The sequence below is a fragment of the Streptomyces sp. NPDC041068 genome (assembly GCF_040647455.1).
GTDB lineage: Bacteria > Actinomycetota > Actinomycetes > Streptomycetales > Streptomycetaceae > Streptomyces.
Genome location: NZ_JBEZCG010000002.1, coordinates 664,711 through 688,817, shown reverse-complemented (window position 1 = coordinate 688,817; position 24,107 = coordinate 664,711). Strand labels below are relative to the sequence as shown.

The 24,107-nt window shown below is 71.2% G+C and carries 19 protein-coding genes and 1 tRNA gene; 9 read left to right on the top strand and 11 right to left on the bottom strand.

The annotated features are described in order from the left end of the window. Positions 1 to 31: 31 nt before the first annotated feature. Both AB0B50_RS06885 and AB0B50_RS06880 read left to right on the top strand, forming a co-directional pair. The gene (locus AB0B50_RS06885; protein ID WP_362326682.1) at positions 32 to 958 is read left to right on the top strand and encodes a cation diffusion facilitator family transporter; all 927 of its coding nucleotides are present in this window, start codon (positions 32 to 34) and stop codon (positions 956 to 958) included. A 46-nt stretch (positions 959 to 1,004) separates the two neighbouring features. Then, entirely contained in the window at positions 1,005 to 2,009 is a 1,005-nt protein-coding gene (locus AB0B50_RS06880) for a YdcF family protein (protein ID WP_362326679.1), read from the top strand. 9 nt (positions 2,010 to 2,018) lie between these two features. On the opposite strand, the gene lipB is transcribed toward AB0B50_RS06880, so the two are convergent. Then, positions 2,019 to 2,681, bottom strand: a complete 663-nt coding sequence (gene lipB, locus AB0B50_RS06875; protein WP_362326676.1) for a lipoyl(octanoyl) transferase LipB — start codon at positions 2,679 to 2,681, stop codon at positions 2,019 to 2,021. Positions 2,682 to 2,852: 171 nt separating this feature from the next. Between lipB and AB0B50_RS06870 the strand changes: the two genes are divergently transcribed. After that, the gene (locus AB0B50_RS06870; protein ID WP_362326673.1) at positions 2,853 to 3,278 is read left to right on the top strand and encodes a hypothetical protein; all 426 of its coding nucleotides are present in this window, start codon (positions 2,853 to 2,855) and stop codon (positions 3,276 to 3,278) included. A gap of 12 nt (positions 3,279 to 3,290) precedes the next feature. Here AB0B50_RS06870 and AB0B50_RS06865 read toward each other — a convergent pair whose 3' ends face one another. Continuing rightward, positions 3,291 to 3,662 (bottom strand): hypothetical protein, encoded by a 372-nt coding sequence (locus AB0B50_RS06865; protein WP_362326670.1) that lies wholly within the window; start codon positions 3,660 to 3,662, stop codon positions 3,291 to 3,293. A 197-nt stretch (positions 3,663 to 3,859) separates the two neighbouring features. On the opposite strand from AB0B50_RS06865, the gene AB0B50_RS06860 reads away from it, so the two are divergent. Next, positions 3,860 to 7,573: a BTAD domain-containing putative transcriptional regulator gene (locus AB0B50_RS06860; protein ID WP_362326667.1), complete on the top strand. Its 3,714-nt coding sequence runs from the start codon at positions 3,860 to 3,862 to the stop codon at positions 7,571 to 7,573. Here the strand turns inward: AB0B50_RS06860 and AB0B50_RS06855 are convergent. Continuing rightward, positions 7,548 to 8,585 carry a LuxR C-terminal-related transcriptional regulator gene (locus AB0B50_RS06855; RefSeq protein ID WP_362326664.1) on the bottom strand — a complete coding sequence of 346 codons (1,038 nt, stop codon included), beginning with the start codon at positions 8,583 to 8,585 and terminating at the stop codon, positions 7,548 to 7,550. The genes AB0B50_RS06860 and AB0B50_RS06855 overlap by 26 nt on opposite strands. 265 nt (positions 8,586 to 8,850) lie before the next feature. Then, positions 8,851 to 9,507, bottom strand: a complete 657-nt coding sequence (locus tag AB0B50_RS06850) for a formylglycine-generating enzyme family protein (protein ID WP_362326662.1) — start codon at positions 9,505 to 9,507, stop codon at positions 8,851 to 8,853. 188 nt (positions 9,508 to 9,695) lie between these two features. Here AB0B50_RS06850 and AB0B50_RS06845 point away from each other — a divergent pair, with 188 nt between their 5' ends. After that, on the top strand, positions 9,696 to 11,438 hold the full coding sequence (locus AB0B50_RS06845; RefSeq protein ID WP_362326659.1) for an ankyrin repeat domain-containing protein: 1,743 nt from the start codon (positions 9,696 to 9,698) through the stop codon (positions 11,436 to 11,438). Between the two features lie 63 nt (positions 11,439 to 11,501). On the opposite strand, the gene dctA is transcribed toward AB0B50_RS06845, so the two are convergent. From dctA to AB0B50_RS06825, 4 genes are all read right to left on the bottom strand, one after another. Beyond that, complete coding sequence (gene dctA / locus AB0B50_RS06840) at positions 11,502 to 12,821, bottom strand: C4-dicarboxylate transporter DctA (protein WP_362326656.1); 1,320 nt, start codon at positions 12,819 to 12,821, stop codon at positions 11,502 to 11,504. Between the two features lie 64 nt (positions 12,822 to 12,885). Further along, complete coding sequence (locus tag AB0B50_RS06835) at positions 12,886 to 13,941, bottom strand: tartrate dehydrogenase (protein WP_362326653.1); 1,056 nt, start codon at positions 13,939 to 13,941, stop codon at positions 12,886 to 12,888. Between the two features lie 129 nt (positions 13,942 to 14,070). After that, entirely contained in the window at positions 14,071 to 14,940 is an 870-nt protein-coding gene (locus tag AB0B50_RS06830; protein WP_362326651.1) for a LysR family transcriptional regulator, read from the bottom strand. 48 nt (positions 14,941 to 14,988) lie between these two features. Then, a complete protein-coding gene (locus AB0B50_RS06825; RefSeq protein ID WP_362326648.1) occupies positions 14,989 to 15,414 on the bottom strand; it encodes a MerR family transcriptional regulator in 426 nt (141 codons plus the stop codon). 107 nt (positions 15,415 to 15,521) lie between these two features. On the opposite strand from AB0B50_RS06825, the gene AB0B50_RS06820 reads away from it, so the two are divergent. Next, complete coding sequence (locus tag AB0B50_RS06820) at positions 15,522 to 16,349, top strand: oxidoreductase (protein WP_362326645.1); 828 nt, start codon at positions 15,522 to 15,524, stop codon at positions 16,347 to 16,349. Positions 16,350 to 16,514: 165 nt separating this feature from the next. Here the strand turns inward: AB0B50_RS06820 and AB0B50_RS06815 are convergent. Continuing rightward, positions 16,515 to 16,588, bottom strand: a tRNA-Pro gene (locus tag AB0B50_RS06815). Between the two features lie 137 nt (positions 16,589 to 16,725). On the opposite strand from AB0B50_RS06815, the gene AB0B50_RS06810 reads away from it, so the two are divergent. Then, complete coding sequence (locus AB0B50_RS06810) at positions 16,726 to 17,448, top strand: transketolase (RefSeq protein ID WP_362326642.1); 723 nt, start codon at positions 16,726 to 16,728, stop codon at positions 17,446 to 17,448. Between the two features lie 72 nt (positions 17,449 to 17,520). Next, a complete protein-coding gene (locus tag AB0B50_RS06805) occupies positions 17,521 to 18,444 on the top strand; it encodes a transketolase C-terminal domain-containing protein (RefSeq protein WP_362326639.1) in 924 nt (307 codons plus the stop codon). Positions 18,445 to 18,592: 148 nt separating this feature from the next. On the opposite strand, the gene AB0B50_RS06800 is transcribed toward AB0B50_RS06805, so the two are convergent. Both AB0B50_RS06800 and AB0B50_RS06795 read right to left on the bottom strand, forming a co-directional pair. Further along, entirely contained in the window at positions 18,593 to 18,973 is a 381-nt protein-coding gene (locus AB0B50_RS06800; protein ID WP_362326636.1) for an MmcQ/YjbR family DNA-binding protein, read from the bottom strand. A gap of 93 nt (positions 18,974 to 19,066) precedes the next feature. Next, positions 19,067 to 20,044: an alpha/beta hydrolase gene (locus AB0B50_RS06795; protein WP_362326633.1), complete on the bottom strand. Its 978-nt coding sequence runs from the start codon at positions 20,042 to 20,044 to the stop codon at positions 19,067 to 19,069. Between the two features lie 422 nt (positions 20,045 to 20,466). Between AB0B50_RS06795 and AB0B50_RS06790 the strand changes: the two genes are divergently transcribed. Continuing rightward, on the top strand, positions 20,467 to 23,982 hold the full coding sequence (locus tag AB0B50_RS06790) for a ThuA domain-containing protein (protein WP_362326905.1): 3,516 nt from the start codon (positions 20,467 to 20,469) through the stop codon (positions 23,980 to 23,982). Positions 23,983 to 24,107 lie beyond the last annotated feature (125 nt).

Here is a 24,107-nt window from a genome sequence, read left to right as displayed (position 1 = left end):
ACCCTCGGAGCCCCGTGTTCCACTCGCGGGCATGGGGCACGACCACGGCCCGTCCGCGGCGACGGCGGGCGGCACGCTCAGCGGCACGTACCGCAGTCGCCTGCTGTGGACCATCGGCATCAGCGGCTCGATCACCGTCATCCAGGTGATCGGCGCCCTCCTGTCCGGCAGCCTCGCGCTGCTCGCCGACGCCGCGCACAGCCTGACCGACGCGGTCGGCGTCTCGCTGGCGCTCGGCGCCATCACCCTCGCCCAGCGGGCGCCGACGCCGCGGCGCACCTTCGGCTTCTACCGGGTGGAGATCTTCTCGGCGGTCCTCAACGCCCTGCTCCTCGTCGCCATCTTCGTCTGGGTCCTGTGGTCGGCGATCGGCCGGTTCAGCGAGCCGGTGGAGGTCAAGGGCGGCCTGATGTTCGTGGTCGCGGTGGGCGGACTCCTCGCCAACCTGGTGGGCCTGTGGCTGCTGCGGGACGCCAAGGAGAAGAGCCTCAATCTGCGCGGCGCCTACCTGGAGGTCCTCGGGGACGCGCTCGGCTCGGTCGCCGTGATCGTGGGCGGCCTGATCATCCTGCTCACGGGGTGGCAGGCCGCCGACCCGATCGCCTCGATCGTCATCGGCCTGCTGATCGTGCCGCGCGCCTACGGCCTGCTCAGGGACTCCGTGCACGTCCTCATGGAGGCGACCCCGCAGGACGTCGACCTGGGCGAGGTGCGCAGGCACCTCCTGGCGGAGCCGGGCGTCGTGGCCGTGCACGACCTGCACGGCTGGACGGTCACCTCGGGGATGCCGGTCCTCACCGCCCATGTGGTGGTCACGGAAGAGGCCCTCGCGAGCGGATACGGGGAGCTCCTGGGGCGGCTGCGGGGATGCGTGGGCGACCACTTCGACGTGGCGCACTCGACGATCCAGCTGGAGCCCGAGGGCCACGAGGAGGACGGCGGGGCCCTGCACACCTAGGCGCAACCAGCCCTCGGCTCCCCTCGACCGCCCTTATTATTCGGACATGTTTGCCCATATCGGTGCCGCGCTGTTCTTCGTCCTCTTCGCCGTGGGCGTACTGCGCGACCGTCGCCGCTTCAGCAACGCCGTCTTTCTGGGCATCGCCCTCGCCTTTGTGGGCATCAGCTTCATCGGTGAGCTGAGCAGGGCCCCGATGGGCGTCGCGGAGGTGGTCATGGTGCTGGTCCTGCTGCTTCCGGCGCTCGGCACCCTCACCGTCGCCGTCTTCCTGGTGGCCAACGGCGTGAAGATGGTCCGCAAGGAGGGCAGACGCCCCACGAACCTCCTCTCCCTCCTCGCGGGGCTCGCGATCTTCGGCGTCATCGGGCTGCTCATCGCCTCGTTCAGTACCCGGTCGCGGCCGCTGATCATCGTCACCGGAACCACGCTCCTCGTGGTCTGTTACGTCTCCTTCCTCTTCCTGTGCTTCATCACGTACGCCTTCCTGTACGGCCGCATGAGGGTGCGCGGCACCGTGGACTTCGTGATCGTCCTCGGCTCGGGGCTGATCGGCGGCACGCGCGTGCCGCCGCTGCTCGCCAACCGCCTGGAGCGGGGCCGCGCGGTGTACGAGGCGCAGCGGGCGCGCGGCGGCGAGCCGCTGCTGATCACCTCGGGCGGCCAGGGGCCGGACGAAAAGCTCCCCGAGGCCGAGGCGATGGCCGACTACCTCGTCGAGCGCGGTTTCCCCGCGGACCGGATCCTGCGCGAGGACCGCTCCCGTACGACCGAGGAGAACCTGGCGTTCAGCAGGGCGCTCATGGACGAGCGGCGGCCCGGCAGCCGCTGCGTGATCGTCACGAACAATTACCACGCCTTCCGCGCCGCGCTCATGGCCCGCCGCACGGGCGTGAACGGCCAGGTCGTGGGCGCCCCCACGGCCGCGTACTTCTGGCCGAGCGCCACCATCCGCGAGTTCGCCGCCGTCTTCCTCTCCCACAAGACGGTCAACTTCGGCGTCTGTCTGATGCTCGGGGCGCTCGGCGCGGCGGCCTGGTGGAACGTCTGAGCCGCTCCGCTAGGCCGGGGATCCGGCGCGCCGCGCGCCGAAGGCCCGCGCCACCGCGTCCCGCACCACCTCGTCGCCGGGCGCCGCGACACCCCGCTCCGCGGCCATCTCGGCGAGGGAGGTCATCGCCACCTCGGGCAGCCCGCAGGCCGTGAAGCGCGTGAACTCGTCCAGGTCCGAAGCGACGTTGAGCGCGAAGCCGTGGCTCGTGACGCCGCCGCGGATGCGCATGCCGATCGAGACCAGCTTGTCGTGGCGCGGCGTCCACACGCCCACGAGGCTCTGCGCCCCGGACGGGGTGTCGCGCCGTACCGTCTCGAAGCCGAGCGAACCGACCGCGTCGATCAGCCCGTTCTCCACCCAGCGCACGATGTCGCCGGGCCCGCGCTCGCGCAGGTCGAGGATCAGATAGCCGACGAGCTGGCCCGGCCCGTGGTACGTCGCCCGGCCGCCGCGGTCGACCTCGACCAACGGGATCGGCGAATCCGCGCGCGGCAGTTCGTGCGTCGGCGTGCGGGTGCCGTACGTGATGACGGGCGGGTGCGTGAGCAGGACGAGACGGTCGCCGATCGCCCCCGCGCGGCGCTCCTCGACCCAGCCCCGCATCGCCTCCATGGCGTCGAGGTAGGGAACCTCGCCCAGATCCACACGTTCCAGCCCTTCGGCGCCCACTGCGCGGCCTCCTCGGATCGCTCGCTCGTCCGAGGGCTCCAACTGGCGCGCCGGGCGGAGCATTCCCGTAGGTCTCGTCGGCGTTCCTTTCACCCCATGCGCGTCGAATCACCACTGTTCGGGGCGTCTTGCCTATCTTGAGCCGTCACACGATCCGCACCGAAACCTTGGATGGGCACGTTGAACATGCACCGCGCGCAGTACGCCTCCCTCTCCGCACTCGCCGTCGTGGCCGCCCTCCTGGGCCCCGTGGCGGGCCTCGCGGCGGCGGCGCCGCAGTCGGCCGTGACCGCTCCCCCGGCCACGGCCGACCGCTCCCCCGTTCCCGCGCTCACCGCCAGTGCCACGGCGAGCAGTGTGCGGGCCTCTCAGCAGTTCCGTATCCAGGGCACGAGCCGGCACCTGCCGCCCGGCACCCCGATCACCCTGCAGCAGAAGCAGGGCGGACGCTGGGTGGACCTGCCCGCATCGGTGAACACCACGTCCCAAGGGACGTACACCATGCGGGTCCTGCTCGACCTCGCGGGTCGCAACGCCCTGCGCATGGTCGGCGGCGGCGCCGTCTCGCCCGTCGTGTACGTGACGGTCCGCCCCTGAGCGCCGACCGCGCTAGATGTGCGCCCGGAACAGGTATCCCCTGGCCGGTGACGTCGTCTTGACCCAGGACGTGCCCTTGGAGCTGACGCAGGTGTAGTTGTAGCGAATCGTCCTGCCCTTCTTGACGATCGTCTTGATCGGCGCGCGGCTCGACATCCCCTTGCGTATGGGGGCCTTCCGCTTCGTGTGCGCGATCTTCGTCCCCACGTACGCGCAGTCGAACCGCGGCGCCGCGTCGGCGGTCCTGTCCCCCGGGACCGCCTCCGGCGCGGCCGCCACGTCCTGATTCCGGTCCGCAAGCGCGGGACCGGAGGTGGCCGCGAACATCCCCGCCGCGATGGCGCAGACAGCGAATCCCCGCAGCGCCCTCCGCCCGTACCTCATGGATCTCCCTTCCGTTGTTCGACGGGTGCTGTCCCCTGCGCAGCACCGCTCCCCTCGTTCCTCACTAGTGTGATCCAGGCAGTTGGACGGATCACTGGTAGAAGCACTGGGCGGTTGACATGGGCGGCGGGAAGGTCGAGGGACCGTTACGGTTCTCCCTCTTGGGTCCGGTGCGGGCCCTGCGCGCAGGCGAACCCGTGGATCTCGGCGCACCGCGGCAGCGATCCGTGGCCGCGGCGCTCCTGCTTCGGGCCAACCGCCCTGTCACCCGGGGCCAGTTGATCCAGGCGGTGTGGGGAGAGCCCGCGCCCGCCTACGCGGTCAACCAGCTCCAGAAGTACGTCTCAGCGCTGCGGCGCGTCCTCGAACCCGAGAGGGAATCCCGCTCGCCCTCGGGGATCCTCAACTGGTCCGACAGCGGGTACGTCCTCGAAGTGCCGCCGGAGGCCGTCGACCTGACCGTCTTCGAACGCGGGGCGGGCCTGGCCCGGGAGGCCCGGCTGCGCGGCGACGCCGAACGCGCCGCGGACGAACTGCGCAAGGCCCTCGGTCTGTGGCAGGGCCCCGCGCTCGCCAATGTGTCGAGCGCCTTCCTGGACGCCGAACGCGGCCGTCTGGAGGAGTTGCGGGCCGCGGCCCAGGAGGAACGCGTCCAGGCCGAGCTCGACCTGGGCCGCCATCGGGACGTCGTGCCCGAACTCTCGCGCCTGGCCGCCGAGTTCCCGCTCCGCGAACGATTCACGGCCCTGCTGATGCTGGCCCTGTACCGGTCGGGCCGCCAGAGCGATGCCCTGAGCGCGTACCAGCGGACCCGCCGCAGCCTGCGCGAGGAGCTCGGTGTGGACCCGGGTCCTGAGGTCCAGGAGCTGCACGGCCGCATACTGGCGCTCGAACCGTCCTTGTCGCCCCGGCCCGCCGAGCCGCGGCAGGCACGACCTCAGGAGCAGCCGTCCGCCGCGGAAGCCGCGCAGGACCCCTTACCCACGCCGGAAGCCGTGCAGGGCCTGCATCAACTCCCCATGGACACACCCGAGTTCGTGGGCCGCGAGCGGGAACTGAGCGCGCTCCGGGAGCTGGCGGGTGACATCGGAGCCGTCGACGACCCCGGCGACAGCGGCGTGATCGTGGCCGTCGTCGAAGGCATGGCCGGGGCGGGAAAGACACGGCTCGCCGTGCACGCCGCCCACCGCCTCGTCGCCGCGGGACGCTTCACCGACGTACAACTGTGGGCCGACCTCAGGGGCTTCGCGCCGGACCGTGAACCGGCCGACCCCGCTGCCGTCCTGGAGGACTTCCTACGGCTCCTGGGCGTGCCCGGCGCCCACATCCCCGCACAGCTGGAGGCACGCGCGGCGCTGTTCCGCGACCGGCTCGCGGGCAAGCGAGCCCTGGTGGTCCTGGACGACGCGGCCGACGACGAGCAGGTACGGTTCCTGCTGCCCGGCACCGCGTCATGCCTGCTGCTCATCACAACTCGGCGTGTTCTGACCGGACTTGACGGCGCCCACACCTTCCGCCTCGGCGGCTTCGCGCCCGTCGAGGCGGTCGCGCTGATGCGGCGCGTCACCGGGCGCGAACAGCTCGGCCCCGATCCCGCCCCCTCCCTGCGCGTGGCCGAACTCTGCGGACACCTCCCGCTGGCGGTGGCACTGGCGGGACGCAGGCTCCGCAGCCGCCCCTCCTGGTCCATGGCCGATCTGGCGGCGCGCCTCGAAGCGGGCGAGCAGAGGCTGCGGCGGCTCGCCGTCGGCAGCCGGGCGGTGAACACCGCCTTCGCCCTCTCCTACCGCTCGCTTCCCGCCCGCCACCGACTGGCCTTCCGGCGCCTCGCCCTGCACCCCGGCGAGGACTGCACACCGGGGTCGGCCGCCGCGCTCCTGGACACGGACCACCGCGAGGCCGAGGACCTCCTGGAGGCGCTGCTCGACGAGCACCTGCTGGAGCAGCACACCAGCGGGCGCTACCGCCACCACTCCCTCCTGCGGCTGTACGCCCACGAGCGCCTCCGCGAGGAGGACGGCGCAGAGAGCGAGGACGGAGAGGACATAGAGGACCGGCAGGACCGGGAGGACCGGGAGGACCGGGAGCAGCAGTGCACGGCCGCCCTCCGCCGCCTCGTCCACTGGTACTGCGACACGGCCGAGGCGGCCCGGCACGCGCTCGAACCCTCGCGCAGCCCCCGGCACGAACCCTCGCGCCGCACGTGGCTCGAACCTTCACGCAGCCCCCGGCTCGAAGCGCTGGAGTGGCTGGAGCAGGAGCGCGCCAACCTCCTGGCGGTCAGCCACGAGGCCGCGCGGCGCGGCTGGCACGCCGCCACCTGGCGCCTCGCCGCGGCGGCCCATTCCTTCCTGGGGCTGCACGCGTACGGCACGGACAGCCTCACGGGCCTGCGCCTGGGCCTCGCGGCGGCCCGCGCGACCCGGGACCGGGCTCAGCAGGCACGCCTCATGTACGACCTGGGTCTCGTGTACGACGCTCTCGGCCGTCACCCGGAAGCGGAGGAGCACCATCACCACGCCCTGGAGCGGTTCGAGGAGATCGGCGACCTCCACGGCGCGGCCGACGCCCTGTACGGCCTGGGCCGTACCTCCGAGGCGTGCGGGCGGTACGAGGAGAGCGTCCAGTGGCACGAGCGTGCCCTTGCCCTGTTCCGGGAGACCGGCGACCGGCACGGCGAAGCGCGCGCCACGTCCGGCCTCGCCCTCGCCCACTGGTTCGCCCCCGCGGGACAGGACGAGTCGGAGGCGCGGCACCGCGACGCGCTCGCGCTGCTCCGGAAGACCGGGGACAAGCGGCGGCAGGCCCACGAGATCGGCAACCTGGGGCTCGCACACTGGTTCTTCGGCAACTACGCGGACTGCGCCCTTGAGCACCGCCGTGCGCTCGCGCTCTTCGAGGAGGTCGGCGACCGCAGGGGCCAGGCCGCCGCCCACCATGGACTCGGCCTGGCAGACTGGCACTTGGGCCGCCCCACAGAGGCCTGCGAGCATCACCAGTACGCCCTGGCCACCTACCGCGACCTCCGCGACGCGCGGGGCGAGGCCCGGACGCTGCAGCGCCTCGGATACGTCCACTGGACCATGGGACGGTACGCGGAGGGCGAGGCCGAACTCCGCGGGTCGCTCTCCCTCAGTCAGAGCACGGGCAACCGCAACACCGAGGCGTGGGCGCGCACTTCGCTCGGTTTCCTGTGTCAGCGGCTGCGCCGGGACCGCGAGGCCGAGGAACTGCTGCGGCAGGGGCTCGGCCTCTCCCGGCGCATCGGGGACCGGCACTCCGAGTCCAGCGCCCTGCTCGGTCTCGCCCTGGTCGCCCTGAACCAGGGCGAGTTGACGGTGTGCGAGGAGAGATCCCGGCAGTCCCTCGCCCTGACCCGGGAGATCCACAATCCGCACGGCGAGACCTGGGCCATGATCGGCCTGGGCCTCGCGCTCTGCTTCGGCGGCAGGTACGAGGAAGGCACCGCGTGGCACCTGCGGGCGGCCGCACTCGCACGGCGGATCCATGAACCCCACAGCGAGGCGATGGCACTCAACGGCCTCGGCCACGGCTGCACTCGCCTGGCGCGCCACGAAGAGGCCGAGCGCCACCTGCGCGCCGCGCTCGCGCACCGACAGCGCATCCTGGACCGCCACGGCGAGGCGGAGACGCTGACCGACCTGGCCGCCCTGCTGCGCGTCACGCACCGCCCGGAGGCGGCCCGCGTCGGGGCGGAGCGCGCGCAGGCGATCTACGAGGAGCTGCTCGCCGCCCGCCCTGACGCCCTGGGAAGTTCCCGGCAGCCCAAGGAACTTCAGGCGGACGAAGCCCCTGATACCCCTGGCCCCTCTGACGCCCTTGATACCCCCGATGCTCCTGACGCCCCTGATGTCCCTGATACCCCTAGGAGGCGGCCAGACAGGCGATGAGCTCCTCCCTGCTGGACACGCCGGTCTTGCGGTAGACCGCCTTGAAGTGGTCGTTCACCGTGTGCGGCGACAGGTCGAGGCGGCGGGCGATCTGCTTGACCGCCAGGCCTTGGAGGGCCTGCTCGACGACCGCCCGCTCCCTGCGCGAGATGCCGTACCACTGGGCGAGCGCGGGCAGCAGTTCGGCGGCCGGGGCGGGCCGCAGCGTGACCACCACCTCACCCTCCCGCGCCCCCTCCAACGGCTGCGCCTGCAGGGAGAACCACCCCTGCCCGGTGGGTGCGCGGGTGAGCGCGGGCGCGCCCGTGCGCCGTGCGGTGTACGTGATGTGCCGCAGGAAGCCGAACCGCTCCTGGTCGCCGGTGGGGTAGACCCCGGGCAGGAGCCCGCGCAGGGCGTCGCGTCCCGCCGCGGTCACGCCGGTGACCTCGTCGTTCCGGTCGACGATGACGACCCCGAGCGGGAAGTGCCCGTTCCCCGGGCGCAGCGGTTTGCCGGTCACGTACCGCTGCACGGCGAGGGCGAGCGGCTGGGCGAGCTCCGCGGCACGGACGGTCTCCGCTGGCGAGAAGGGCCGGGCCCCGCGCTCCCGCAGGAGCACCAACACGCCCCAGGTGACGCCCCGTTGATGCAGGGCGATGCACATCTCGCTGCCGTAGCTGTCGGCGGCCATGAGGGTGTGCAGCCTGCGCGCCTCGGGGCTCTCGTCACCTGCGCCGGAGCCGAGCACGGTAACGGGGCAGGGGCCTTCGATGAGGGCGGCGATGGGGCTCCGGGTCCTGCCGAGGGCGTCTTCGCTGTCCATGCGGCGCCGCGCGCTCGCGCCGTAGCTGTTCTCGCAGGCGAGGAAGCAGCGCGCGCCGGTGACGGGGTCGAAGCCGGAGAGGAGGTATCCGTCGTGCGGAACGAGGCGTTTCAGGTGGCGCGAGAGCTCTCCGCCGAGCTCCGCAACGCTGCCGGCCCGCGCCGCCGCTTCCGGCACCGAGCGGCCCACCGAGTCCACCGAGCCCACCGCGCACCCCCCTGTGGCCGCCCATGGGGTCCGACACGACCGGACGATCCAACTCCCATGATGCACCGGTTTGTTGGTCGCCATCCCTGAATTTCGGGATACCGGGGCCCGCCCGCGGCGACGTACCTTCGGTGCGACGGTTCGGGTCGACCGTCTTCACGGGGGAACAGCCCCGCGCTGGGGGAGCTCGGGCGGATCGTCGCCGCCGACGGCGGCGGTCCGCCCGGCAACGCAACGGACACGGCGCAAGCGGTACGGACGCGGCTCACAGGGAGCGCGCGACGCGGAACCCCACGTCGTCCACCCGGAAGGTCGGATGGCTGCGACGCCGCACGGAGGCCCGGCAGCTCCACCGCTCGTCGAACCAGCCGCCGCCGCGCAGCACCCGGTAACTGCCGTAGACCTCGGGGTCGTAGAAGTCCCAGCACCACTCCCACACGTTCCCGAGCATGTCGTGGAAGCCCCACGAATTGGGCCGCTTGCCGCCCACCTCGCGGATGCGCTCGTCCGAGTTGCCCCGGTGCCAGGCGATCTCGTCGAGCGGGCCGTAGCGCGGTCCGGTCGTACCCGCGCGGCAGGCGTGTTCCCACTCCGCCTCGGTCGGCAGCCGGTATCCGTCGGCCCGCGCGTCCCACTCGACGTCTTCGCCGTCGTCCTCCCCGTCGTCCCGGATGCGATAGGCGGGAGTCAGCCCTTCCTGGTCGGACAGGGCGTTGCAGAACCGGACCGCGTCCCGCCAGGAAACCCCCTCGACGGGCAGCGCGTCCCCCTCGACCGCGCTCGGTCGCTCCCCGGCGACCTTCGCGTACAGCGCCTGCGTGACCGGCTGCGCCGCGAGCCGGTGTCCCGCGAGGTCGACCGTCCAACTGCGCTGTGTCCGCCGGTCCGAGAGCGTGACCGCCCCCGGCGGGACCATGATCATGTCCAACTCCGCGTCCCCCTCGTGGCTCCCTGACTCCGTGGCTCCACGGTCCGACGATCTTAACGACGTGGATTGTCAGACCCTGCTGCCAGGATGCACGCATGGGATTTTTTGACGACTTGGTCTTACCCGAGGAACCGGCGGAACCGTGCGAGGCAGTGACACGCGAGGCAGTGACACGCGAAACAGTGACGCGCGAAACAGTGATCAGACAGGGCCCGCCGGGGCCGGACGCGGGCCAGGACCGGCCGCCCGTCGACTGGTTCGTGCCGGCGTTCGTGTCACAGATCGTGGTCGCCGGCGCCGGTCCCGCCGCCAAGGTGGTGGTGCGCGGCTGGTCCGTGTGGCCGCGTTCGGTGACGCTGCACCTGGCCGTGCACCGGCCTGTGCACCGGGGCGGCGACGAGGCGGGCAGGAGGTCCGGCCTGCGGGTGGGACTCCTGTTCTCCGACGGGCGCCGGGTCACGTCGTTGGACGAATCGCGGGAGGGTCCGATGGCCGTGGCCGGACCGCCCCACGTACGGGCGGCGTTCGCGGCGATGGAGGAGCCGACGGGGCTGATCCCGCTGGACCCCGGCATGGGCTATGAACAGCGCTCGCTGTTCAAGACGGACGTCGATCTGTACCTGCCGGAGCTGCCGCCCCTCGGCGAGACGCGGCTCGTGGTGGAGTGGCCGGACGAGGACGTCCCCGAGACCAGTACGCCGGTCGACGCCGGGGCTTTGCGCGCCGCGGCCGCACAGGCCGTCGAGGTGTGGCCGGACCTGCCGACTCCGGACCCGGCGTCCGAGCCGGAGTTCGTGATCATGGGGGGAACGAGCGGGCCGCCGGACTTCCTCGCCCCGCCGCTGTCCCGGCATGACCGCGCGGTGCTGCGGGAGCAGGAGGAGGCCAGACTGCGCTATGTGCCGCGCGCAGATTGGGGCGGCATGGGGTACCGGGACTGGGGCGACGCGGAGTTGATCCGCGCCCGGCTGTCCGGCGGCGCACCGCCCGACGCCCTCGACGGCCCCGGCACGGCACCGCTGCACCTGGCCGCGGAGCGCGGCGGCGCGGAGGCCGTCGCCGCGCTGCTCCCACACCTCACGCGCATCGACGCGCCCGACGACGAGGGGTTCACGGCCTTGTGGCACGCCGCCTGCGCCGCGGACGAACAGACCGTCCGGCTCCTGATCGATGCCGGAGCCGACGTCTGGACACCGCAGACGGGCCCCTGGTCGCCGGGCCGGCTGCTGTTGACGACCCCGCTCGCACCGCTCGTCGCGGGACTGCCGGGCGCGGTGGCGCTGCCGACCGACGAGGCATCGGCCTTCGCCGCGGCGGACGCGCTCATCAGGGCCTTCGGCGAAGGGGACTTGTTCACCGAGGGTCTCGGCATCGCCTTCGTCCGCGACCTGGACGAGGACGAGGTGATCCGGCGGCTCGGCGGGGATCCAGCCCTCTGCCCTCAAGTCGGCCCGGAGGAAACGCCGTTCGACGAAGACTTCGACGGGGAGGACGAAGACTACGACGAGGACTACGACGTCGAGCTCGACTTCGTGGCAGTGACCGCTCTGCCGGGCTCCCCCGGAGGCTGCGTCATCACACAACAGGCGTACATGCCCAACGACGACGGCGTACTGAGCGCGCTGTCGGTGGGCACCGCCGCCTACGGCGTGTACTTCAACCCCAAAGGCGGCAAGTTCGGCACCCTGGCCCGCGACGGCGAGATCATACGGAGCGAGGAGATCGGCCTCTCACCGGACGAGTCCGAGGCGCCCGCCCACTGGCACTTCCGCTTCTGGCAGCACGGCGACCGCGCCCCCTACGGTGCGCGGGACCTCGCATACGCCTGTGCCGCGGCCGGACTGCGCATCAGCGACGGGACGGCGGCTCTGGACCACGAGGCCCCGCGGCGCTGGGTCGAACTCTCCCCTGAGCTCCGCCGCTGAGCTCCGCCGCTGAGCTCCGCCCCTGAGCTCCGCCCCTGATCCGGAGCCGCGGCGCTCGCTCGCCTACTCCGCTGCCCGGTCCCTCCCGCGCAGCACGCGGTTGACCCTCTCGACGTCCAGGACGCCCTCCCAGCGGGCGACGACCAGGGTGGCCACGCTGTTGCCCGCGAGGTTCGTCAGGGCCCGGCACTCGGACATGAACTTGTCGATGCCGAAGATCAGCATGATGCCGGCCGCGGGGACCGTCCCCACGGTGGTGAGCGTCGCTGCCAGGGCGATGAACCCCGCGCCGGTGATCCCGCCGGAGCCCTTGGAGGTCAGGATCATGACCGCGAGCAGGCCCAGTTGCTGGCCGAGGCCGAGCGGGGTGTCGGTGGCCTGGGCGATGTAGACAGCGGCCAGGGAGAGGTAGATGGAGCTGCCGTCGAGGTTGAAGGAGTATCCGGTGGGCACGGTGAGGCCCACGATCTCGCGGCGTACGCCGAGCCCCTCGAGCTTGGCCATCAGCCGTGGCAGCACGCTCTCGGAGGACGAGGTGCCGAGCACGATCAGGAACTCCTCACGCAGATGGTGCAGGAGCCGCAGGATGTTGATCCTGAGCAGTGCGGTGACCGAGCCGAGGACCACAAGGACGAAGAAGAGCGAGGTGCCGTAGAAGAGCGCGATGAGCTGGCCGAGGCTGGTGAGGGTGGAGACGCCGTACTTGCCGATGGTGTAGGCCATCGCCCCGAAGGCGCCGACGGGGGCGGCCAGCATGACGTAGTGCAGGATCTTGAAGACGACGGCGCTGAGCCGGTTGACCCCGTCGACGATCGGCTGCCCGACCGGTCCGACCGCCTTGAGGGCGACGCCGAACAGCACCGAGAAGAAGATGACTTGGAGGATGTTGCCCTCGGCGAAGGCGCCGACGGCGCTGGACGGCACGATGTCGGTGAGGAAGTGCCACCAGCTCCGGTCCTTGCCGTCCTCGACGTACTGGGCGGCATCGCCCTCGAGCCGGAGGTCGCCGGGGTGGGCGTGCACCCCGGCGCCCGGCTGGAAGACGTTGACCGCGATCAGGCCCACGACCAGGGCCATGAGCGTGCCCGCCTGGAAGTACGCCAGCGACTTCAGCCCCACGCGCCCGACCCGGCGCAGGCTGTCGACACCGCCGATGCCCGCCACGATCGTCAGGAACACGATGGGCGTGATGAGCATCTTGATGGCGGACACGAAGGTGGTGCCGACCGGTTCCAGCGCGACGCCGACCGACGGCCACAGCCAGCCGGTCAGGATGCCGGAGGCGATGGCGGTGAGGACCCAGAAGTACAGCTGCTGGTACCAGGGGCGGGACGGCGTGCCGTCCGGGGGTGACACGGTGGGCGTGGACGCCGGCGCTGCCATGGCGTGACTCCTGTTACTCCTCGTCGAGGAACGGGGGACGCGGGGACACGGGGACACGGGGCGCTCAGAGCAGTTCGAGCACCTTGTCGGTGAACACGGCGGTCGTCGCGGTGCCGCCCAGGTCCGGCGTGCGGACGTCGGTCTTGGCCAGGACCGAGGCGAGCGCGTCAGTGACGGCCGCGGCGGCGTCGGCGTGGCCGAGGTGGTCGAGCATCATGGCGGCCGACCAGATGGCGCCCATCGGGTTGGCGGTGCCGCGGCCCGCGATGTCGGGGGCGGAGCCGTGCACGGGTTCGAACATGGAGGGGAAGTCACGCTCCGGATTGAGGTTGGCCGCCGGGGCGATGCCGATGGCGCCCGCCACCGCCGCGGCCAGGTCGCTGAGGATGTCGCCGAAGAGGTTGGAGGCGACGACCACGTCGAAGCGGGCGGGGTCGAGGACGAACTTGGCGGCCAGCGCGTCGATGTGCTCCTGGTCCCAGGTCACCCGCGGGTGCTCGGCGCCGCGTTCGGCGACCAGCTCGTCCCAGAAGGGCAGCGTGTGCACGATGCCGTTCGACTTGGTGGCCGAGGTCAGGTGCCCGCCGCGCCGGTCGGCCAGCGCGAAGGCGTAGTCGAGCACGCGGGTCACCCCGGCACGGGTGAACACGGCTTCCTGCAGGGCCATTTCCTCGGGGAACCCCCGGTTGATCCGGCCGCCGATCTCGCTGTACTCGCCCTCGACGTTCTCGCGTACGACGACGAAGTCGACCTCTCCCGCGGCGGCGGACCGCAGGGGACTGTCCAGGCCCTCGAAGACGCGGATCGGCCGCAGGTTGACGTACTGGCGAAAGCCCCGGCGGATCGGTATCAGCAGGCCCCACAGGGAGACGTGGTCGGGCACGGCGGGGTGGCCGACGGCGCCGAGCAGGATCGCGTCCTTGTCGCGCAGCCGGTCCAGGCCGTCCTCGGGCATCATCGCGCCCTCGCGCAGATGCCGTTCGCAGGACCAGTCGTACTCGGTGAAGGTCAGCCCGATGCCGTGGCGTGCGGCCACGGCCTCCAGGACCCGGCGCGCGGGCGGCAGCACCTCGGTCCCGATGCCGTCACCGGGGATGAGGGCGATGTGGTGGTTCGTCATGCGTCGATTCCAGCAACGGGGCCGTGCGGGCGTCCAAGACGTGCTGGTGATGTGCCTGATAGGCCAGACCTGTCAGTGGAACTCGGCAATGAGTCGCGGCGCCGAGCCGCGGCAACGAGCCTGGACAGCTCAGGCGGCACACTCCAGGAACGCCGCCGCGGCCGGTGAGAGCAGCCCGCGGCGGCTCACCAGCGCGATGCCCAGCTTCGTCTCGGGCTCGATGTCCAGGACGCGTACGCCGATCCGCTCGGCCGTCGTGCGCCAGGACTCCGTCACCACGGCGAGGCCCACCCCCGCGAGGACCAGCGGCAGGATCGCCACCCGGTGCTCGGTCTCGGCGGCGACACGGAAGGCGATGCCACGCTCCAGCAGCCCGTCGACGTAGGCCCGCATGCCGGTGCCGCGCTGCCCCACGATCAGCCGCTGCCCCGCCAACTCCTCGCAGGAGACGGCCTCTTGGGAGGCGAAGGGGCCGCCGGGCGGCGCGAGAAGGACGAAGCGCTGCTCGCCGACCGGACGCACGACGACCTCCTTGTCCGGCAACGGACCCGAGGCCGCGAGCAGCCCCAGCTCCGCGGCCCCCGTACGGACCATGTCGACGACGTCCCGCGAGGTGAAAGCGGCCTCGATGGCCACGGACACCTCCGGATGGCGGTCGTGGAAGGACCGGATCATCGAGGTCAACGGCTCGATCGCCTGCGAGGGCATCGCGGCCACGTCGAGCCGCCCCGACCGCAGTTCCCGCACGGCGGCGACGCTGGCCCGCGCCGTCTCAAGACCACGGACGGCGGCCCGCGCGGGCTCGATCAGCGCACGCCCCGCCTCGGTGAGCACGGCCCGCCGCCCGATGCGGTGGAAGAGATCACTGCCCAGGTCACGCTCCAGCGCCCGCACCGACTGCGACAGCGAGGGCTGCGACAGGTACAGGGCACTTGCCGCGCGGTTGAACCCGCCATGATCGACGATCGCCAGAAAGTACTCCAGCTGCCGGATGTCCATGGGCCGATTCTCACCTCCCGGGCTTCCCCCACATGCATGTGGTCGCGATCAGTCGTCGCGACCCTGCGCGGCGGCCGGGTGGGTCGGGTTCCAGAGGCGGTCGGCTTCGCCGCGGGCGAGGTGGTCCTCGTAGATCCTGACCTTGTACCGCATCACCTCCAGGGTGTCCTGCAGCTCGCGGATCTGCGCCTCCACACGGCTCTCGTGCCGACGCAGCAGTTCGAGGCGCTCGTGCTCGTTGCCCGGGCCCTGACGGGCCAGCTCGATGTATCGCCGGATCTCCGCCAGGGACATGCCGGAGGAGCGCAGCTTCGTGCAGATGGCCAGCCACTCCAGGTCTTCCTCGTGATAGACGCGGCGGCCGTTGGACAGGCGGCGCACCGGGTTGGCGAACAGGCCCTCCCGCTCGTAGAACCGCAGGGCGTGCACGCTCAGCCCGCTGCGCTGCGCCACCTCACCGATGCTCAGATCCATGAGCTCCCCTCCCCCACACAACCGTTCACACAACCGTTGATCTAGACCCGACTCTAGGTTCTAGCGTCTCGGTGTCGGCCCGTCGGGCCATGGAAACAGGGGAGAACATGAGCGTTTGGTTTGTCACCGGGGCATCGCGTGGGCTCGGCGCGGAGATCACTCGGGAGGCGCTGGACCGCGGACACCGCGTGATCGCCACGGCGAGGGACGCGTCGGCGGTGCTCCGGGCGCATCCGCAGGAGCCGGACGGGCTGCTCGCGGTGAGCGCGGACGTGACCGAGCCGGGGCAGCTGACGGCCGCGGTGGAGGCGGGCCTGGCGGCCTTCGGCCGGATCGACGTCGTGGTCAACAACGCCGGTTACGGCCTCGTGGGCGCGGTCGAGGAGGTCTCCGACAAGGCCGCCCGCGCGCTGTTCGACGTCAATGTCTTCGGCGCGCTCAACACCTTGCGGGCGACCCTGCCGACCTTGCGCGCCCAGGGCTCCGGGCACGTCCTGAACATCAGCTCCGTGGGCGGCTTCGCCACCGCGCCCGCGGTGGGCCTGTACGGAGCGTCGAAGTTCGCCCTCGAGGGCATCTCCGAGGCGCTGCACGGCGAGCTGTCGCCGCTCGGCGTCCGCGTCACGATCGTGGAGCCGGGCGGGTTCCGCACCGACTTCCTCAGCAGCTCCAGCATGCGGGTCGCACCGGCCTCCATCCCCGACTACGCCGTTGGCGCGGGCCCGGTGCGCGAGGCCCTGGCCGAGAACGACGGCCGCCAGCCGGGCGATCCCGCGAAGGCGGCGAAAGCCGTCGTCGACATCACCGAGGCCACCGAGCCTCCGCTGCGCCTGCAGCTGGGCGCGGACGCGATCGAGCGCGTCGAGGCGAAGCTGGATCTGGTGCGGCGCGAACTCGACCAGTGGCGCCACGTGGCGCTCTCCACCGGCGCCTGAGCGATCCCAGCCGGCCTCTCCCGGTCCGACCCGTCCGACCGGCCCCACCGGCTCGACCGGCTCGACCGGCTCGACCGGCTCGACCGGCTCGACCGGCTCCCGGAACGGCCGAAGGGCCGTATCAGATCTCTCTGATACGGCCCTTCGAACTGCGACTCTTACGAGTCGGGACGACAGGATTTGAACCTGCGACCCCTTGACCCCCAGTCAAGTGCGCTACCAAGCTGCGCCACGTCCCGTTGCCCGTGTGACCTGGGGTTTCCCCTGGCCGAACGCGCAGAGAAACCATACCGCACTCCGACTGGTGATCGCTCACCCCTTTCGTCGGCCGGGCCGCTGTTGACCTCAAGTGCGGTTTAAGTTGCACGCTCTCCGCATGACGACGACCACGGAACGCGCATACGGATACGGCGACCTGTCCGGCCTCATGGGCCTCATGACGGGGGACGAGAAGCACGGCCCCGCCGCGACGTCGACCCTCGACGCGCTCTGGGTGCTCTACGACCGAGTGCTCAGCGTCACACCGGAGCAGGTCGACGATCCGGCGCGGGACCGGTTCCTGCTCTCCAAGGGGCACGGGCCCATGGCGTACTACGCCGTTCTTGCCGCCAAGGGGTTCCTGCCCGTCGACTGGCTCGAGGGTTTCGGGTCGTACGACTCCCCGCTCGGACACCACCCGGACCGGCTGCTCGTGCCGGGTGCCGAGATCGGCAGCGGGTCGCTGGGGCACGGGCTGCCCCTCGCCGTGGGGACGGCGCTCGGCCTGAAGGCGCAGGGCCTCACCACGCCCCGCGTATGGGTGCTCGTCGGGGACGCCGAGATGGACGAGGGCAGCAATCACGAGGCCATCGCCTACGCCGGGCCCGCGGGCCTGGAGCAGCTGCACACGCTCGTGATCGACAACAGTTCGGCGAGCTACGCCAGGCCCGGCGGGATCGCCGCCAGGTTCGAGGCCGCCGGCTGGTCGGCCGAGACCGTCGACGGGCGTGATCACGAGGCGCTGTACGCGGCCTTCACCGCGCCGCATCCGGGACGGCCGCGCGTGGTCGTCGCGCGCGTCGAGCCCAAGGAGTACGCGCGCGAGCCGAAGCTCGCGTGAACCCTCGCCCACGAGCCCTGCCTCCCCTCACCCCACCCGTGCCTGCGCGCCTCCCGGAAGGACCCTTCTGCCATGGACACCATGCGTGACCGCTTCGCCCCCGTCGTCTCGCGGCTGCTCGACGAGGATCCCCGCGTCGCCGTCGTCCTCGCCGAGATCGGCAAGGACCCCTTCGAGGCGGCGATGCGCAAGCACCCGGACCGGGTGATCAATGTGGGGATCAGGGAGCAGCTCCTCGTGGGGGCGGGCGCCGGGCTCGCGCTCACCGGGCTGCGGCCCGTCGTGCACACCTTCGCGAGCTTCCTCGTGGAGCGGCCCTTCGAGCAGATCAAGCTCGACTTCGGGCACCAGGGCGTGGGCGGCGTCCTGGTGAGCGCCGCGGCGTCCTTCGACTGGCCCGCGGGCGGCTTCACGCACATGTCGCCGGCCGACGTGGCGCTGTTCGACACCCTCGACGACTGGACCGTGCACGTGCCGGGCCATCCCGACGAGGCAGAGACGCTGCTGCGGCACGCCGTCGCGGCGGGCGACGACAAGGTCTACGTACGCCTCTCGGTGCAGTCGAACGCGCAGGCACTGCCCGTCGACGGCGCGGGGTTCCTCACCGTGCGCGAGGGGCGCGGCGGCGTGGTGATCGCCGTCGGTCCGATGCTCGACGAGGTCCTCGCCGCCACGGAGGGGCTCGATGTCACCGTGCTGTACGCGACGACCGTGCGGCCCTTCGACGAGCGGACGCTGCGGCGGGCCGCCGGGGTCGGGGCCGCCGCCGATGTGGTGGTCGTCGAGCCGTATCTCGCGGGGACCTCGACCGCCGCCGTGAACGACGCGCTTGCGGATGTGCCGCACCGGGTGCTCGGGCTCGGCGTGGGGCGGCGTGAGCTGCGCCGCTACGGCCGGATCGAGGAGCACATGGCCGCGCACGGGCTCGACGCGGCGTCGCTGCGCGGGCGGATCAGCGCCTTCCTGGGCGAGCGGACCGCGGTGCGCCCTTCGTGACACCGGGGCGAGCGGCCCGCTCCGGGGTGTGCACCCGCCGCCCCTGACCAGGCCCCCTCCCCCAAGGCGCTCGCGACACGGTCCGCGAGCGCCTGCCCCACGGGCAGCACGGCGAGGAGACCGGCGCCCGCGACGGCCGCGCCTCCGGTCAGTCCGCGGACGGAACACCCAACTCCGGGTGTGCTTCGAGGAGTCGAGGCGGCGCCGCCTGGCGCCAGGAGTCGGCCAGGATGTCCTTGAGCTCCTCCTCGTCCAGCGCCGCGAGGCGCACCCGCACCCATGCCGAGGCCGCTTCGTGGGCGGCGACCCAGAACTTGTCCGGCTCCGCGAGGACCAGTTCGTCGCGCTCGACCTTCGGACAGCGCACCGCGAACGACGTCTCGTCGTCGGGAACCGTCACGAACATCTTTCCGGCCACACGGAACGTGGGCATGCTCCACGCGATCTTCTCCACCGTGTCCGGCAGGGCGAGGGCGATGCGGCGCACGTCATCGGAGGTGACGCGCGCACGGGATCTGGACTTCGACATGTGAAGAACCGTAGCCAACGCCACTGACAATCAGCCATCGGCCGACTCCTCCTCCTCCCTCCTCCTCCCTCCTCCTCCCACGGACGTCGCGGCTCACAGCACCCGCTTGTCCAGCCATGCCGTCAAGTCCTCCTGGACCTCATCCCGGTTGGTCTCGTTGAGGATCTCGTGGCGCGCGTCCCGGTAGCCCTTCCACGTGAGGTCCTCGACGCCCACGTACCGGAAGTCCTCCAGGAGTTCATGGACCAGCGTCATCCGCTGGTTGCACGGATCCTGCTCGCCGACCGCCACGTGGATCGGCAGATCGGCGGGCACGCGCGCGAGGTTGCGCGGATCGTTGATCTTCCGGATGCCCCGCAGCCAGTCCACGCTGAGCCCCGCCGAGAAGGCGAACCCGCAGCGCTCGTCCTGTGTGTAGGCGTCCACCTCGGCCTCGTCGCGCGAGAGCCACTCGAAGCCCGTGCGGTGGACGTACGGGGCGTTGAACGAGGCGAAGAGATCGGGGACGTACGAGGAGAGCGCGGCGCGGCCGTGCTCGGCGATGTCGCGCTCCAGCCGGGCGATGTCCCCCTCGGAATCGGCCCCCGGCAGCGACCGGAACGTACCCGAGAGGATCACGCCCGCGAGGCCGTCCGCGTACTCCTGGGCGTAGTCCCGCGCGAGCATCGCTCCGAGACTGTGCCCGAGGAGGAAGAACGGGAGGCCGGGGTGCAGGGTGCGCACCTGGTCGCCGATGGCCTTGAGGTCCTCGACGATCGCCCGCCAGCTGTCGGCGTCCTCGGCGCCGGATCCTGCGGAGGTCACGCCGTATCCGCCCGTGGACTGCGCGGTGGCCCCGTGGCCGCGGTGGTCGGAGGCCACCACTCCGTAGCCGTGCGCGGTCAGGTGGCGGGCCAACCTGTCGTACCGCAGGGCGTGTTCGGCGGCACCGTGCGCGATCTGCACATAGGCGCGCGGCCTGCCGTCCGCAGGCAGCCAGGTGTACGTGGCGACGGGCACGCCGTCCGCGGCGTTGAGCAGTCCGGCGGTGTACGCGGCGCTGGGGGTGGTGTCGTCGGCTCGGTCGGGCATCGCTGCGGCTCCCTGGGGGGTGCGGCTGGTTTCCACCGGGCAGCCTCCCCCGCGCGCGGGACGTCATGCGGCCGGAAGGAACACGGAGGGAGGGAACGCAGCAGAAGGGAACGCAGAGGGAGGGAACACGCAGGGAGGGAACACAGAGGCACTCCGAGGGACCCCGAGGGACCCCGTGCGACCCATTGACCCCCTGCGAAACCGGAACCTACCCTGAGTCCCGCATGGCGAAAGCGCTTTCTAAGTGACCTCTCGAACGCCCGGGTGACCTCCGAACCGCTTTCCCTCACGCGAAGACCCACACACGCGAGATCCCACGCACGCGAAGACCCACGCACGCGAAGACCCACGCAACTCACCGCACACCCGGCGACCGGCAGCCGGCCACCAGCCAAGCCAGCCCAGGGAGCGCCATGAGTTCCATGAGTTCCGCGGCACCGAAGAGCGCGCCGAGAGGCGCACCGGGACCCCTGCTCGTCCTTCTCGCCCTGCTCGCGCTCGTCGTGGGCCTCGGCCTCGCCGCCCCGCCGCCCGCCACGGCCGCGCCGACCTTCCGTGTCCTGGTCTTCTCCAAGGTCACGAACTTCCCCCACGACTCGATCCCCGCGGGCGTCGAGGCGATCGAGAAGCTCGGCGCCGAGCACGGCTTCGAGGTCGAGGCCACCGACGACGCGTCGGCGTTCACCGACGCCAACCTCGCCCGTTTCCAGGCGATCGTGTTCAACAACACCAACTCCACGCCGGAGAAGGGCGATCTGCTCGACGCCGCCCAGCGCGCGGCCTTCCAGAAGTACGTCCGGGCGGGCGGCGGCTGGGTGGGGCTGCACGCCGCGTCGGCGAGCGAGCGCGACTGGGACTGGTACGAGGGCCTGGTCGGCGCGATCTTCGACAAGCACCCGGAGGTGCAGACGGGGCGCATCAAGGTCCTCGACCACGCGCACCCGTCCACGAAGGGCCTTCCCGAGCTCTGGGAGCGCACGGAGGAGTGGTACAACTGGCGCACCAACCCCACGGGGAAGGTGCACACGCTCGCGCAGGTCAAGGTGCGCGACGGCGTGACGGGGCTCGACGAGGGCGTCGACCAGCCGTGGTCCTGGTGCCAGAACTACGACGGCGGCCGCTCCTGGTACACGGCGGGCGGGCACGCCACGTCGGCCTTCCAGGAAGAGGGTTTCCTGCGGCACATCCTCGGCGGCATCCAGTGGGCGGCCGGTGCCAAGTCGGGCGACTGCACCGCGACCAGGACGGGCGGCTTCCAGCGCACCCCGCTCGCCACCGCCGATCTCGCCGACCCCTTCGAGCTGGCCGTGGCGCCGGACCGCAGGGTCTTCTTCATCCAGCGCACCGGCAAGCTGAAGATCGTCGACCAGGAGTCGCTCAAGGTCTCCACCGCGCTCGACCTCGCGTACACGCCGGAGATGACGAGCCAGTCCGACGGGCTGCTCGGACTCGCGCTCGACCCGAAGTTCGAGGACAACCACTGGCTCTATCTGCTGCATTCGGACAAGACGGAGAAACGCATCAATCTGTCCCGCTTCACCGAGGCGGGCGGAAAGGTCGAACCGTCCTCCGAGAAGCGGCTGTTGACCATTCCCACGTGGCGCGGCGAGGGCCGGGCCAATTCGCACATGGCGGGCTCCGTCGCCTTCGACAAGAAGGGCGATCTGTACGTCGCGACGGGTGACAACACCGACCCCTTCGCGTCGGACGGATTCGCCCCGATCGACGAGCGCGAGGGGCGCCGCGCCTGGGACGCGCAAGGCACCTCGGGCAATACGAACGACCTGCGCGGAAAGGTGCTCCGGATCACGCCGAAGGACGACGGGACCTACGCCGTTCCCGAAGGGAATCTCTTCCCGGCAGGGACGGAGAAGGCACGCTCCGAGATCTACGCGATGGGCCTGCGCAACCCCTTCCGGATCACGACCGATCCGATCAGCGGGGCGCTGCTGATCGCCGACTACGGCCCCGACGCGAAGAAGGCGGTGGCGGACCGCGGCCCCGAGGGGACGGTCGAGTTCGACCGGATCACCCAGGCGGGCAATTACGGCTGGCCCTACTGCATCGGCGACAACACCCCGTTCAACGACTACGACTTCGCGACGAAGACGTCGAAGGAGAAGTTCGACTGCGCGAAGCTCGTCAACGACTCCCCCAACAACACGGGACTGCGGGAACTCCCGCCCGCCGAGGCCGCGAACGTCTGGTACGCCTACTCCGAGTCGAAGGAGTTCCCCGAACTCGGCACGGGCGGCGGCGGTCCCATGAGCGGTCCCGTCTACGACTACGACGCGTCGAACACGTACAGGACCAAGTTCCCCGAGTACTTCGAGGGGAAATGGCTCACCTACGAGCTCACCCGGCAGTGGTTCAAGGCCTTCTCGATACAGGAGAAGGACCAGACGTTCACCGATCCGCGCTTCGAGCCGGCGAAGGCGGGCGATCTGCAGTCCATCAACTCCGTCTTCGGCGACATGAAGTGGAATCAGCCCTTCGATGCCGACTTCGGTCCTGACGGGGCGCTGTACGTCATCGACTTCGGGCTCGGCAGCGGCACAGGACGCGGCGGCAGCAACGAAGGCTCCGGCATCTACCGCATCGACTACGTGGCGGACAAACGCCTCCCCGACGCCCGCGTCACGGCCTCCCCCGACAACGGCGGCGCCCCACTGACCGTGAAGTTCTCCAGCGAGGGCTCCGGCCTTCCGGACGGCAAGCCGGTCACGTACGCGTGGGACTTCGACGGCGACGGCACGACCGACTCCACCGAGGCGAACCCGACGCACACGTACACGAAGAAGGGGCAGTTCAGCGCCCGTCTGAAGGTGACGGGGCCGGGAGACCTCAGCGGGCTCGCCGTACGCGAGATCACGGTCGGCAACACCCGGCCGGTCGTGACGATCCAACAGCCGCCGAACGGCGGGACGTTCAGCTTCGGCGACACCGTTCCCTTCAAGATCAAGGTGACGGACAAGGAGGACGGGAAGATCGACTGCAAGCGGGTCGTCGTCCAGTCGCAACTGGGCCACGACTCCCATCTGCACCCGCTGGACAACTACACCGGCTGCGCGGGCGAGATCGTGACGGACGCCGGGGACAGTCACGGGCCCGGCCAGAACCTGTACTACGGCATCACGGCCCAATACGAGGACAGGGGAGGCAGGGGAGACAAGGGGGCCAAGGGGGCCAAGGGCTCGGGTGACGTGCCCCCGCTGACCGGGTCGGCGTCGCTGACGCTGCGGACGTCGTTCCGCGAGGCCGAGCACCGCACCGCGACGGGCGGCGCGCACGACGGGGTCGTCACCGGTGACCGCGCGGACGCCTCCGGCGGCAAGCGGCTCATCGAGATCGAGGACAAGGACTGGGTCTCCTTCGACCCGGTGCACCTCAGGGGCATCGACTCCGTGACGGTGGGCGCCGCGTCGGGCGGGCTCGGCGGCGACGTCGAGTTCCGGGCCGGATCGCCCACGGGCAAGCTGCTCGGCAAAGTGACCGTGCCGAACACCGGCGGGTGGGGCAACTTCATCTCGCCGACCACCGAACTCGCCGACCACGACGGCACGACGAATCTGTACGCGGTCTTCACCAACCCGCAGTGGTCGGCCGACAAGCCCGACCTGCTGACGGTGGACTGGCTGCGCTTCAACGGTCCCGGCGTGGAGAAGAACGCCGGTGCCGAGGTCACGGCGACCGCGGCTCCGGACAGTGGCGCGCCGCCCCTCGCGGTGAAGTTCACGAGCACGGTGAAGCTGCCCGATGGCCGCACCGCCGCCTCGTACCACTGGGACTTCGGCGACAACTCCAAGCCGTCCGGCACCGCGGAGGGGCCGAGCGCGGAGCACGCGTACGCGCGCGCGGGGACGTACACGGGGCATCTGACGGTGACCGACGACAAGGGCGACACGACGGCCGGCGCGGTCCGGATCACGGTGAAGTGAGGAGGCGACCATGAGCGGAACGAGGAACGGGACAAGGAACGAGACGAGGAACGGGACGAGGAACGAGACAAGGAACGGAACGAGGAACGGCATCTCGCTGCCGAGACCGGGCTCCCGGCGTGCCT